Origin of the sequence: Flaviflexus ciconiae, from assembly GCF_003971195.1 — a bacterium.
In the GTDB taxonomy this organism is placed as follows: domain Bacteria; phylum Actinomycetota; class Actinomycetes; order Actinomycetales; family Actinomycetaceae; genus Flaviflexus; species Flaviflexus ciconiae.
On sequence record NZ_CP034593.1, the window covers coordinates 1,827,431 to 1,841,284 of the forward strand.

8 protein-coding genes are annotated in these 13,854 nt (G+C 61.1%); 1 reads left to right on the forward strand and 7 read right to left on the reverse strand.

Annotated features, from left to right (window positions below; genetic code table 11):
- Nucleotides 1-117: 117 nt before the first annotated feature.
- Nucleotides 118-4,500 carry a bifunctional metallophosphatase/5'-nucleotidase gene (locus tag EJ997_RS08040; RefSeq protein WP_126704090.1) on the reverse strand — a complete coding sequence of 1,461 codons (4,383 nt, stop codon included), beginning with the start codon at nt 4,498-4,500 and terminating at the stop codon, nt 118-120.
- 213 nt (nt 4,501-4,713) lie between these two features.
- On the opposite strand from EJ997_RS08040, the gene ptsP reads away from it, so the two are divergent.
- Nucleotides 4,714-6,396: a phosphoenolpyruvate--protein phosphotransferase gene (gene ptsP / locus EJ997_RS08045; protein ID WP_126704091.1), complete on the forward strand. Its 1,683-nt coding sequence runs from the start codon at nt 4,714-4,716 to the stop codon at nt 6,394-6,396.
- A gap of 182 nt (nt 6,397-6,578) precedes the next feature.
- On the opposite strand, the gene gdhA is transcribed toward ptsP, so the two are convergent.
- From gdhA to purD, 6 genes are all read right to left on the reverse strand, one after another.
- Nucleotides 6,579-7,931 carry an NADP-specific glutamate dehydrogenase gene (gene gdhA, locus EJ997_RS08050; RefSeq protein WP_126704092.1) on the reverse strand — a complete coding sequence of 451 codons (1,353 nt, stop codon included), beginning with the start codon at nt 7,929-7,931 and terminating at the stop codon, nt 6,579-6,581.
- A 216-nt stretch (nt 7,932-8,147) separates the two neighbouring features.
- Nucleotides 8,148-10,406: a phosphoribosylformylglycinamidine synthase subunit PurL gene (gene purL / locus EJ997_RS08055; protein WP_126704093.1), complete on the reverse strand. Its 2,259-nt coding sequence runs from the start codon at nt 10,404-10,406 to the stop codon at nt 8,148-8,150.
- Nucleotides 10,403-11,092, reverse strand: a complete 690-nt coding sequence (gene purQ / locus EJ997_RS08060) for a phosphoribosylformylglycinamidine synthase subunit PurQ (protein ID WP_126704094.1) — start codon at nt 11,090-11,092, stop codon at nt 10,403-10,405. Before purQ ends, purL begins: the two co-directional genes overlap by 4 nt.
- Nucleotides 11,089-11,340, reverse strand: coding sequence for a phosphoribosylformylglycinamidine synthase subunit PurS (gene purS, locus EJ997_RS08065; protein ID WP_126704095.1), 252 nt, complete (start codon nt 11,338-11,340; stop codon nt 11,089-11,091). The genes purQ and purS overlap by 4 nt, the downstream gene beginning before the upstream one ends.
- A 98-nt stretch (nt 11,341-11,438) precedes the next feature.
- Nucleotides 11,439-12,344, reverse strand: a complete 906-nt coding sequence (locus EJ997_RS08070; protein ID WP_126704096.1) for a phosphoribosylaminoimidazolesuccinocarboxamide synthase — start codon at nt 12,342-12,344, stop codon at nt 11,439-11,441.
- 227 nt (nt 12,345-12,571) lie between these two features.
- Nucleotides 12,572-13,789 (reverse strand): phosphoribosylamine--glycine ligase, encoded by a 1,218-nt coding sequence (gene purD, locus EJ997_RS08075; RefSeq protein WP_126704097.1) that lies wholly within the window; start codon nt 13,787-13,789, stop codon nt 12,572-12,574.
- Nucleotides 13,790-13,854: the final 65 nt, after the last annotated feature.

Sequence of the window (13,854 nt, forward strand, 5' to 3'; positions counted from 1 at the left end):
CTTCCCCGGCGCGCAGGGTCGTTTCGGCAATAGCTGAGGCGCCCACTTTCGTGGGCGCCTCAGGCTTGTGTCTTCTCGCAGCCTGCCTCCTAGCGGAGGCCTGGCAGCGTTAGCTCATTAGCGGCGTACTGCCGGGGTGTCGATCTCATCGCCGTCCCAGTCGCCGACGAATGCATCGTCGCCGGTACGGCCGTAGTTGAGGACGAGGTCGGCGTTGCCGCCGGCCAGGTCGTTCTTCATGAACCAGGTGTGGCCACGGCGAAGCGCGAACGAATCACCGTCGTTACCATCCCAGTCACCGGCGAAGACCTCGTCGCTTGCGCGACCGTAGTGGAACTCAACGTCGGCGTTACCGCCGGTCATCGTGTTCTTGACGAAGAAGGTGTCGCCGCGGCGGACAGCGAGGGTGTCTTCACCATCGTTATCCCAGTCGCCTGAGTAAACCTCATCGGCGTCACGGCCGTAGTTGATGACGGCGTCAGCCTGGCCACCGGTCAGGTCGTTCTTGATGAAGTAGGTGTCACCGCGACGGACAGCGAGGGTATCCACGCCGTCACCGTCCCAGTCACCCACGAGAACAACGTCGTCGTCACGGCCGTAGCGGAGTTCGACATCGGCCTGGCCACCAACAAGGGAGTTCTTGAAGTAGTAGGTGTGGCCGCGGCGGACCGCGAGGGTATCGGCGCCGTCACCGTCCCAGTCACCCACGAGAACAACGTCGTTGACACGTCCATAGGCGAACTCAATGGAGGCCTCGGAAGCGGTCCAGTCGTTGGAGACGTAGAACCACTTGCCGGGGATCGGCTCAGGCTTGGTATCGGAAACAAGAACCGTTACCGGGATCTCAACATCGGTGTCAACCGAGCCATCTTCGAAGGTCGTGACGATCCGCAGGACCGACTCTTCCGGAGCATCGGCCGGAAGGGCAGCCTCAACGGTTGCCTGACCGGTGTCGTCGATGCTGGAAGTGACGGTGGTGTCGATGTCGGCGGAACCAACCTCTTCACCGTTGAGGGACAGGGTGACCGTGGTCGGCTTCTCCTCGAATGCGGTGAACGCGAGCGAGGAAAGGGACACGTTGACGGTCTCGCCAGCGGCAAACTGCTGCTCACCGATCTCGAGGCCGATCGAACGCTGACCAGCGGGGATGGTGTCGCCGTGGCCCGCCTCAAGGTAGTCAACGTAGCCGTTCAGGTCGACGTAGCCGGTCTCGCGGAAGTTCGTGCCCTCGGTGAAAACGGTAAAGCCATCCTGGCCACCGAGGAGGAACGTGTTCGAAGCAATCGTGTAGGTAGCTGCCGGGTCAACGGCTTCACCGTCGATCCAAACACCGGTGATATCGCCACCATCGGCAGCGCTCGGATCGTACGTGTAGGTCACATTGTCCGACAGGCCAAGGCGGAGAACCGGACGGGACTCCTCGGGCTGGAACTGCTGCTCAAGCATGGTGTAAACCTGCTCGCCCGTGAGGTCGATCGTGCCGATCGTGTTGCCGAACGGCTGGGTCGTGTAGGCCTCGCCGTAGGTCACTTCACCATTGTCGTCCTGGTCCATGTCCGCACGGACACCACCCGGGTTGATGATGCCGAAGTCGGCTCCCATATCGAAGTTCTCCGCAGTGAACAGTGCGGCGTTGGCAAGGTGGTTGCCCATCGACGACTCGGTGCCGCGGTTCGCACCGGGATCCGTTCCATCATTGGTGCCGCGCCATGCATTATCAGTGATCTCAGCGAGGACCTCGGCGCCAAGCACCTCGGCCTCGGCGACAGCGTCATCAACGAGTGCCTCGATGTCGGGGTCTGCCGCAACGGTCTCGTCAAGCTCGACGATCTCGGTGAGGACAATGTCAGCACCGTCAGCGGCGAGGAGGATGCGGGCGTGAGCAAAGTTCTTGCCGTATTCGCCAGCCTGGAGGATCGGGGCGCCACCGTCGGTGGTGTCCTCCGAAACGATGTGGGTGTGGCCAGCAAAGACCAGGTCGACGTTCTCGTCGAGACCCTTCGCGAAGGTGTCACCCTCGTGGAACAGGGAGACAACGATGTCGGCTTCGCCGTTGGCGTCATCGCCGTCCTTGAGGTCGGCAGCAATGTCGTTGGTGACAGCAACCGGATCGTTGAAGGTCAGGCCAGCAATGCCGTCCTTGGAGACGATCGTCGGGGTGGTTTCGGTGACGGTGCCAATAAAGGCAACGTTCACGCCATCGATATCAACGATGTCGTACGGTGGCTCCGCAATCTCCTCTGCACCGTCGACGTTTGCACCGAGGTAGGAGAAGTCGACATCGGGGATCACACGGTCCCGAAGGTCCGCATAGCCCTGGTCAAACTCGTGGTTACCAACCGCCGACACGTCGAGGCCCATGGCATCGAGAATGTCGAGAGTGGGCTGATCGTTGGCGATCGAGGAGACATAGGCCGAGCCGCCAATGTTGTCGCCAGCGGACACGAAAAGCGTGTTGTCATTGTTGGCGCGGATCTGATCGATCTGCGTCTTCAGGAACGGAGCAGTCTCGATGTAACCGTGGAAATCGGTGATACCGACAATGTCGAGAGCCTGTACGCCGCCGGCAATCTCAACCGGAAGGGCGAAGTCGGTGTCGACCGAGCCATCTTCATAGGTCGTGACGATGCGAAGCTCAGCTTCGTCGGCAACAACCGCGGGGATGGTTGCCTCAACGGTTGCGGTACCGGTGTCGTCGATGCTGGAAGTGACGGTGGTGTCGATGTCGGCGGAACCGACCTCGACACCGTCAATCGAGAGCGTGACCGTGGTCGGCTTCTCCTCGAATGCGGTGAACGCGAGCGAGGAGAGCTCAATGTCGAGCGTGCCACCGGCAACCAGCTCGGTCTCGTCAAAGACAAGGCCAATGGAACGCTGACCAGCGGGGATCGTCTCGCCGTTGCCTGCACGCAGGTAGTCCACGTAGCCGTTCAGGTCGACGTAGCCGGTCTCGCGGAGGTTCGTGCCCTCGGTGAAAACGGTGAAGCCATCCTGGCCACCGAGGAGGAACGTGTTCGAAGCAATCGTGTAGGTAGCTGCCGGGTCAACGGCTTCGCCGTCGATCCAAACACCGGTGATATCGCCACCATCGGCAGCGCTCGGATCGTACGTGTAGGTCACATTGTCCGACAGGCCAAGGCGGAGAACCGGACGGGACTCCTCGGGCTGGAACTGCTGCTCAAGCATGGTGTAAACCTGCTCGCCCGTGAGGTCGATCGTGCCGATCGTGTTGCCGAACGGCTGGGTCGTGTAGGCCTCGCCGTAGGTCACTTCACCATTGTCGTCCTGGTCCATGTCCGCACGGACACCACCCGGGTTGATGATGCCGAAGTCGGCTCCCATATCGAAGTTCTCCGCAGTGAACAGTGCGGCGTTGGCAAGGTGGTTGCCCATCGACGACTCGGTGCCGCGGTTCGCACCGGGATCCGTTCCATCATTGGTGCCGCGCCATGCATTATCAGTGATCTCAGCGAGGACCTCGGCGCCAAGCACCTCGGCCTCGGCGACAGCGTCATCAACGAGTGCCTCGACATCAACATCGGGGGTTACCGTCTCATCGAGGGCAACAATCGCCTGTGAATCAATGGTGATGGTGCCGTCAACCGCAACCGTCAGGGAGGCGTGAGCAAAGTTCTTGCCGTATTCGCCAGCCTGGAGGATCGGGGCGCCACCGTCGGTGGTGTCCTCGGAAACGATGTGGGTGTGGCCAGCAAAGACCAGGTCGACGTTCTCGTCGAGACCCTTCGCGAAGGTGTCACCCTCGTGGAACAGGGAGACAACGATGTCGGCTTCGCCGTTGGCGTCATCGCCGTCCTTGAGGTCGGCAGCAATGTCGTTGGTGACAGCAACCGGATCGTTGAAGGTCAGGCCAGCAATGCCGTCCTTGGAGACGATCGTCGGGGTGGTTTCGGTGACGGTGCCAATAAAGGCAACGTTCACGCCATCGATATCAACGATGTCGTACGGTGGCTCCGCAATCTCCTCTGCACCGTCGACGTTTGCACCGAGGTAGGAGAAGTCGACATCGGGGATCACACGGTCCCGAAGGTCCGCATAGCCCTGGTCAAACTCGTGGTTACCAACCGCCGACACGTCGAGGCCCATGGCATCGAGAATGTCGAGAGTGGGCTGATCGTTGGCGATCGAGGAGACATAGGCCGAGCCGCCAATGTTGTCGCCAGCGGACACGAAAAGCGTGTTGTCATTGTTGGCGCGGATCTCATCGATCTGCGTCTTCAGGAACGGAGCAGTCTCGATGTAACCGTGGAAATCGGTGATTCCGACGAGGTCAATCGTGACAGGCTCGGTATTGGTGTTCTGGGGTTCAACCGCGACATCCTGCGGTTCGGTCGTCGTCTCCTGCGGCGCAACGCTTCCGGTGTTCTCGGAGTCGTCCTCCACCGGCGCGGCGGCTGCCGGGACAGAAAGTCCCACAGCGGCCAGGGCAACGGTGGCAGCCACAGCGATGGGGCGTCTGGTGCCCTGTAGGTGAATTCGCATCACTTACGTCCTTATCACTGGGTAAACATATGACACACTTAACATACACGTAAGCAGTGAACATCGGGTTAAAACTGGGCAGATGGGGATCGACTAAATAACCCCCTATGATGATCGTGATAACCAGTTGTTTCGATCCAACACAGTCAGCGAATGAAGCATCCTGACAACCACAGCAACAAGGCATGAATGCAGATCGGGAAGGAACGGCACATGCAAGCGTCACTCACCCTCACGGGGACACCAGTAGTACCGGGAATTTCGTACGCAAAGACCGCGTGGGCCAGAGTCGTCCCCGAGCCAGCCGACACCGCGCCCGACCTTCCCGAATCAGAACGCGACGCTGAGAACGAACGCTTCCTCGCCGCCTCCGAGGCCGTAGCGGACCGCCTTCTCACCCGAGCCGCAAACACCGTTGGAACAGCCTCCGATATTCTCGCTGTCTCCGCAGGCTTCGCCAAAGACAAGGGATGGCGGAAGGAGGTGTCCAAGCGAATAGCTAACGGCACTCCTCCCGTTCAGGCCGTCACTCAAGCAACCCAAATGTTCGTGGACGTGTTCCGCGCCCAGGGCGGGCTCATGGAAGAGCGGATCACCGACCTGGTTGACATGCGCAATCGCGTCATCGCCGAGCTCGAAGGGCACCCCGAACCCGGGATCCCCACGCCCGACGAACCCATCATCCTCCTCGCCGATGATCTGGCACCCGCCGACACTGCCGGTCTCGACCCGGAACTCATTCTCGGCATTATCACCCGGCTGGGCGGGCCAACCTCCCACACGTCGATCATCTGTCGTCAGCTCTCCATCCCCTGCATCGTTGCCGCACGGGACCTGGAGAAGATCCCCGAAGATTCCATGATCATCATGGATGGCGATTCCGGCGAATACTCGCTCGATCCGGACGTTGAACTCGCCACAACCCTCTCAGAAGACGACGCGAAGAGGCGCGCACATGCGAGGGAATGGACCGGCCCCGCACAGACCAAGGACGAGCATCCCGTCGAACTGCTCGCCAACATCCAGGACCGGGCCGGCGCGGAACGTGCCGAGGCCTCTCAAGCAGCCGGAATCGGCCTGTTCCGCACCGAGCTCTCATTCCTCAACACCCCGACCGAACCCAGCATTGATGAGCAGACGGACCTGTACCGCAGCGTCTTTGGACGTTTCCCCGGTGCCAAGATCGTTGTTCGAACCCTCGATGCCGGATCCGATAAACCTGTTGCTTTCGCTTCTGTACCGAACGAAGAAAACCCTGCTCTCGGCGTGCGCGGCCTGCGCACCTCCGGGATCGACGAAGGCCTCCTCACGCGTCAGATCGATGCGATCGTCACCGCCTCCGCGGAACACGATGGCCCGAACTGGATCATGGCGCCCATGGTCTCCACCGTGTCAGAGGCCCGCTGGTTTGCCGGCCTTATTCGAGAGCGCGGCCTCAAGGCCGGAATCATGATCGAAGTACCGGCAGCGGCAATCATGATCGACCAGTTCCTCGAAGAAGTTGATTTCGTGTCGCTTGGAACAAATGATCTCACCCAGTACGTCATGGCAGCGGACCGCGGCAACGCTAACCTCGCGACCTACACCGACAACTGGCAGCCCGCCGTTCTCACCCTGATCAATCAAGTTGCCCAGGCCGGCGTCCGGCACGGCAAGCCCGTTGGCGTCTGCGGCGAAGCCGCGGCCGACCCGAATCTCGCCGCCGTCCTCATCGGCATGGGAGTCACATCGCTTTCCATGGCTCCGGGTGCCATCGCCTACGTCGGATCCCGACTCTCCGAAGTCACCCTTCAGCAGTGCCGGGAAGCAGCCGAGGCCGTCCTGCACGCACCCGACCCAATCAAGGCCCGCCAGACCGCCATCGCCATCCTGCAGGGCAAGGGCACGTCCGCCTAGCCGCACCCGTCCATCGATCCCGAGGCACCAGGTCAGCACTGGCTCCTCGGGATCGATCTATTGCGCACATTTTGTCAGCACGGCCCGAGGGCGTTCCAATATGAGTGTCGGGGTGAGGCGAGTTTCCTCGCTTCACCCCGACACCTCTGTGCTCTTCGCTGTTTGAACGAGACTTACGTTGCTTAGACGACGCCCTGGTCGAGCATTGCTTCGGCCACCCGGACGAAGCCTGCAGCGTTGGAGCCTACGACATAGTCGTCGGGGCGGCCCGTGTACTTCTCGGACGCTTCGACGCACTGGCGGTGAATGTCCTGCATGATCGAGTCGAGACGGTCGGCAATATCTTCGCGGGTCCAGGACTGGCGTGCAGAGTTCTGCTGCATTTCCAGGGCGGAGACGGCAACGCCACCGGCATTGGCTGCCTTGCCTGGGCCGTACAGCAGGTCGGCGGCCTCGAACACCTCAATACCCTCGGCATCGGTCGGCATGTTGGCACCCTCGGCAACGGCCTTGACGCCGTTCTTGACGAGCGTGCGGGCATGGTCGCCGTCAATTTCGTACTGGGTAGCGCACGGGAGAGCAACGTCAACGGGGACGTCCCAGACGGCGCCGTCGGTGTGGAGATCAGCGGAGGGGCGTTCCTTCACGTAATCGGCAACCCGTCCGCGGCGAACATCCTTGATTTCCTTGAGTAGCTCAAGGTCGACGCCTTCGGCGTCGTAGACCCAGCCGGACGAGTCGGAGAAGGTGACGGGCTTGGCGCCGAGCGCAAGAAGCTTCTCAATCGAGTAGATGGCGACGTTACCGGAACCGGATACGGAAACCGTCTGACCTTCAAAGTCTTCGCCGCGGGTCTGTAGCATTTCGCGGGTGAAGGCGACCAGGCCATAGCCGGTGGCCTCGGTGCGGATCAGCGACCCGCCCCATCCCAGGCCCTTACCGGTGATCATGCCGGCTTCGAAGCTGCCGACGAGGCGCTTGTACTGGCCGAACAGGTAGCCGATCTCACGTCCGCCCACACCAATGTCACCGGCAGGGATATCGACCTTGGAGCCGACGTGGCGGTACAGGCCGGTCATGAAAGACTGGCAGAACCGCATGATTTCGTTGTCTGAACGGCCGTGCGGGTCGAAGTCCGAGCCGCCCTTGCCGCCGCCGATCTGCTGGGCGGTGAGAGCATTCTTGAAGATCTGCTCGAAGCCCAGGAATTTCACGATTGATGCGGAGACCGTCGGATGGAAACGGAGACCGCCCTTGATCGGGCCCAGGGTCGAGTTGAACTGGACACGGTAGCCGCGGTTGACGTGGTACACGCCACCATCGTCAACCCAGGGAACACGGAAGTGGATCATCCGCTCCGGTTCGACAATGCGCTCAAGAATGGCAAAATCCCGGTACTCGGGATGCTGCTCGAGCACAGGGGCGAGCGAATCCAGAACGCCAGTGACGGCTTCATGGAATTCCTTCTCACCGGGGTTGCGTACAGCCAGTTCCCTACGGACTGACTCGATGTAATCATTCGCAGTGCTACTCATGACTGACACGCTAGTTCATGAACGGAAACCAGGTCGATACTGTCCACTGCGAAATATTCCACATTTCGTTGAGTTTGCGCTGATCGCGGCTTATGAAACGGACAGTACGAGAAAATTGGCGGAAATAAAGCCCTCCCCCACGATCTTTTTCCTTGAAGCAAGGAGACCAATCGTGAGGGAGGGCACTTTACGCCTTCATTCCGCGCGTGACAAGAGTCAGTTCTGCGGTGCTCGAGGAGCGGGACCGACAAGCTCGTCGATGAGGAACGAGTAGATTTCCTCGCCCTGGATTACGAGCCTGTCACCGCCGGTCGTGCCGATTCTTGCCGCCACAACACCCTCGGCTTCCGCCGCTGCGTGGACCGCGGGAAGCAGGTGTTCGGGAACAGCAATGACTGCACGAGCCTGCGACTCAGAGAAGAGTGCCGTGAAGTCATCGGCACCGAGCTTCTGCAGGTCGATCGAGGCACCAATCCGGTAGCGCAGCACCATGTCGGTGAGCGTCTGGACAAGTCCACCATTCGACACGTCGTGAGCGGCCTTGGTGACATCGGCTTCCGCGAGCGCAACCAGAACGTTGCCCAGCGCGACTTCCTGCGCCAAGTCAACCTTCGGGGGCAGGCCACCGAGGTGGTCGTGGATGGTGCGAGCCCATGCGGAACCGTCGAGTTCGTCCGCGACCTCGCCCAGTGCCAGGATTGCAAGCCCTTCTTCCGTCCATCCGGAGGGACGTGCCGTCTTGACGTCATCGAGGACGCCGAGCATGGCAACGACCGGAGTGGGGTTGATGGACTCGTCGCCCGACGAGTTGTAGAGGGAGACGTTGCCGCCGGTAACGGGGATCCCAAGTTCCACGCAGCCGTCCGCGAGGCCTTCCATGGCCTGCACGAGCTGCCACATCAGGTCCGGGTCCTCGGGGTTACCGAAGTTCAGGCAGTCGGAGATCGCAATCGGCTTCGCACCGACCGTGGCGACGTTCCGGTAGGACTCCGCGAGTGCGTGACGGGCACCTTCGTACGGGTCGAGCTTCGTGAACCAGCCGTTGGCATCCGTCGCAACGGCCACCCCGCGTCCGGTTTCTTCGTCGACGCGGATGACCCCGGCATCGTCCGGCTGCGCCAGAGCGGTATTGCCGCGAACGAAGCGGTCGTACTGGCTGGTCACCCAGTCCTTCGGAGCCTGGTTCGGGGAGTGCAGGACGCGGATGAGCTGCTCGCGTAGTTCACCACCCGCGGCGGGGCGTTCCAGCTTCTCGCTCGTATCGGCCTGGAGGGTGTCCTGCCAGTCGGGGCGGGCGTAGGGACGGTCGTAGACCGGTCCATCAACGGCAACCGTCTTTGGGTCCACGTCAACGATCCGGTGGCCGTTGTGGTCGATGGTCAGGCGTCCGTCACCGGTCACCTCACCGATCACGGAGGCCTCCACTTCCCACTTGTCGATGATCTTCATGAACTCATCGAGACGCTCGGGGGCCACCACCGCCATCATCCGCTCCTGGGATTCCGACATGAGGATCTCGCCAGCATTCAGGGTGGAGTCGCGCAGGAGGACCTCTTCCAGGTTCACGTGCATACCCGAATTGCCGTTCGCGGCAAGCTCCGAGGTGGCGCAGGAAATACCTGCAGCACCAAGGTCCTGAATGGCCTCGACGAGACCGTTCTGGAACAGCTCGAGGCAGCATTCGATGAGGATCTTCTCCATGAAGGGGTCGCCCACCTGAACCGAGGGACGCTTGGTTGGCATGCCGCCCTCGAAGGCCTCCGAAGCAAGAATCGAGGCGCCGCCGATACCGTCGCCGCCCGTGCGGGCACCGAACAGCACAACCTTGTTGCCCGCACCTTCGGCATTGGCCAGGTGAATGTCCTCGTGGCGGAGCACGCCTACCGCGAGCGCGTTAACGAGCGGGTTGCCCTGGTAGGACGAATCGAACTCGACCTCGCCACCGATGTTTGGCAGGCCAAGGGAGTTGCCGTAGCCCGCAATACCGGCGATGGCACCGTTGGCCACGCGCCACGTGTCCGGCTCGTTCGGGTCACCGAAGCGAAGCTGATCCATGACGGCAACGGGGCGGGCACCCATGGCGATGATGTCGCGGACGATACCGCCCACGCCGGTGGCCGCGCCCTGGTAGGGCTCCACGTAGGACGGGGAGTTGTGGGACTCGACCTTGAAGGTCACCGCCCATCCGTCACCCACGTCCACAACGCCAGCGTTCTGGCCCATGCCAACAAGAAGATGTTTGCGCATCTCATCCGTGGTCTTCTGACCGAACTGGGCGGACAGGTGCTTCTTGGAAGACTTGTAGGAGCAGTGCTCCGACCACATCACGGAGTACATGGCGAGCTCGGCGTTCGTTGGGCGCCTGCCCAGCAGGTCCTTGATTCGCGCGTATTCGTCATCCTTTAGGCCGAGGGCCGCGTACGGCATCTCCTCGTCCGGAGTGGACGCAGCATTGTCGACAGTATCGTGAATCATCGCAGAACCCCCATGAGCGACTGGAAGATCGGAAGGCCATCAACGCCGGTGCGGATGCCATCAGCTCCGTCGGGACCGAAGCCAGCCTCAACGGCATGTTCCGGGTGCGGCATGAGGCCAACAATGGTGCCGGCCTCGTTCGTGATTCCCGCAATGTCATTGCGGGACCCGTTCGGGTTCACATCGAGGTAACGGAAGACAACGCGACCCTCACCCTCCAGCTCCTCAATCGTGGAGTCGTGCGCCTGGAAAGAGCCCTCGCCGTTCTTCAACGGAATAACAATCTCGGCATTCTCATCGAATGCTGAGGTCCACGAAGTGCGGTTGTTCTCGACCCGCAGCTTCTGCTCCCGGCAAATGAATTTCTGGTGGTCGTTACGCACGAGTGCGCCGGGAAGCAGCCCCGCCTCGCACAGCACCTGGAAGCCGTTGCAGATACCCAGGACCGGCATACCTGACTTGGCGCGGTCAATCACGGACGACATGACCGGGGCGAGCGCAGCGATTGCGCCACACCGCAGGTAGTCACCGTAGGAAAAACCTCCGGGGATGATAACGGCATCGACTCCCTTGAGATCGGAATCTGCATGCCACAGTTCGACTGCTTCGCCGCCAGCAAGCTTCACGGCCCGGCGTGCGTCCCCCTCATCAAGCGACCCGGGGAAGGTGATGACACCGACTTTCACTGTTCCTCCGCATATACGCCGACAACGTCTTCGATCACGGGATTGGACAGGACCGTCTCGGCGGCCTTCTTGGCGGCCTCAAGGTCCGCCTCTGTGACGTCGCCTTCAACGGTCAACTCGAACCGCTTTCCCTGGCGAACATCGGTAAAAATGTTAAGACCCTGGTGTGGCAGGGCCCCGGCGATAGCCTTTCCTTGCGGATCAAGGATTTCAGGCTTTGGCATGACTTCTACAATGATGCGTCCCATGGGATCAACTGTAGCGTCAACAGGTTCGATATCGCTTCGCAGTCTGCCCTGCGAGCCAGAAACCGTCACCGCTCACAGCGGTGCCATTTGCTCGGTGCCTATTTCTTCCAGGTGCGCCCGGTGAGCCGCTCGTACGCCAGGATGTAGCGTTCGCGAGTCTTGTCAACGATGTCTGCAGGAAGCTCCGGCGGCGCCGAATCCTGATCCCAGTCGGACTCTTCCGAAGTCAGCCAGTCGCGAATGAACTGCTTATCCAGGGACGGCTGGGGTTTGCCGGGCTCGTAGATCGACGCATCCCAGAAGCGCGACGAGTCCGGGGTGAGAATCTCATCCGCAAGGATCAGCTCCTTCTCACCCGGCTGGAGACGATATCCGAACTCGAACTTCGTATCGGCAAGAATGACACCCTTTTCCTTCGCGATCTCCCGTGCCCGCGTGTAGAGAGCAATCGACTTTTCACGAAGCTGAAGGGCAGTTCCGGTGCCGACCCGATCCTTGACCTCTTCGAAGGTGATGTTCTCGTCGTGCTCTCCGACCTGCGCCTTCGCGGCGGGAGTGAAGATTGGCTCGGGAAGCTCATCGCATTCCTCAAGGCCCTCGGGAAGCTCAACGCCGCATATGCTACCGGTCTCCCGGTATTCGGCAAGGCCGGAACCCGCAATGTAGCCGCGAACCACGCATTCGATCGGCACCATTTGAAGACGCTCGGTAATCATCGAGCGACCCTTGACCGTTTCCGGCACCTCGACCGACACGAAGTGGTTCGCGGTGACATCGGAAAGCTGATCAAACCACCAGAGGGTCATCGACGTGAGAATCCGTCCCTTGTCTGGAATCGGGCTCGGAAGCACGTGGTCGAAGGCAGAGATGCGATCGGACGCCACGATGAGAAGTGCGTCGCGCCCAGAATGCGCAGACAGGTCAGCCGGAGCGTACAGGTCCCGGACCTTGCCGGACGTAAGATGCGTCCAGCCGCGAAGATTCTCATACGGCGTCTTAGTCATACGAGTATTGTCCCACGAAAACCGGCATTATGCGCCCCTAACTTTAAGCGTCCCAAACCCGCGATTTAAGCCCCTGGCCTGCGGAAAGACCTCAGAACTCAAGAGAATCTTGAGCCTCTGGGACGAAGGTGCCGCATAGGGCGTCACAGCAGTCCGTCAATGACCTCACTAGGTCAAATGACGTTATCTGGATGCTCTTGTCCGATATTGATATCGATCTCGGGTAGTTAGACTCCCGCAGCAATATCGGTACGGTACTGCGCACCCTCAAAGGGCACGATCTTCGCGTAGGCGTCCTCCCGAGCAGCCGCTACCGTCTCACCAAAGCCTCGGACGCACAGCACGCGCCCGCCGTTCGTGACAATCTGGTCGTCCTTGCGGGTCGTACCGGCGTGAATCAGATCGGGAGCATCCTCGATCTGGTCGCCGAGCTGGAGCTTGCCCGGGTATCCCGCGCTGGCCAAAACAACGGTGACGACAGCTCCCGGATCCCAGTCGAGCGGGGCAAGCTGGTGAAGCTTGCCGGTGGCAGCAGAGTAGAGCAACTCCGACAGCGGCGTCTTGAGCCGCGGCAGAACCGCCTGCGTCTCCGGATCCCCGAAACGAACATTGAACTCGATAACTCGAATGCCGCGCTCGGTGAGCGCAAGACCGACGTACAGGATCCCGACGAACGGGGTTCCCTGCCTTTCCATTTCACGCACCACCGGGTAGGCAACGCGCTCGAGAACTTCCTCGGTCAGGTTCTCGGGAGCCCAGGGAAGCGGCGAGTACGATCCCATGCCACCCGTATTCGGCCCCTCATCCCCATCCTTCAGACGCTTATAGTCCTGCGCCGGCTCAAGGGGAACCACCGTCTTACCGTCGCAGACGCACAGGAGCGAAACTTCCGGACCGTCCAGGAACTCTTCGATAACAACAGAACCGCCCTGGTCAATGCAGTGGTAGGCGTGTTCCTTTGCCTCTTCCAGATCCGTTGTCACAACAACTCCCTTGCCCGCGGCTAGGCCATCGTCCTTGACGACATAGGGAGCCGGGAACATCTGCAGCGCCTCATCGGCCTGCTCGCGGGTCGAGCACACGTGGGCAAGAGCCGTGGGGACCTCGGCAAGCGCCATGATCTGCTTCGCAAATGCCTTTGAGCCTTCGAGCTTGGCGGCGCCACCCGACGGGCCAAAGACCGCAATCTCGGCTTCCCTCAAGTCATCGGCCACACCCGCAACAAGGGGCGCCTCGGGGCCGATGACGACGAGATCCACAGCCTTTCGGCGAGCAATCTCAACCATGTCAACGCCGTTGAGAATATCGCCCGCAATGCATTCGGCGTTCGCAATCGATTCGATACCCGGGTTGCCTGGAACGGCGACAAGTTCTTCAACGTGAGGGGCGAGTGCAAGCGCCAGGGCATGCTCGCGGCCGCCCGAACCGAGGAGGAGAATCTTCATAGCATGAGCCTACCTGCGCCTCCGCCATGACGCGGTACTCGCGCGCATTTCGATCACCAGATGAA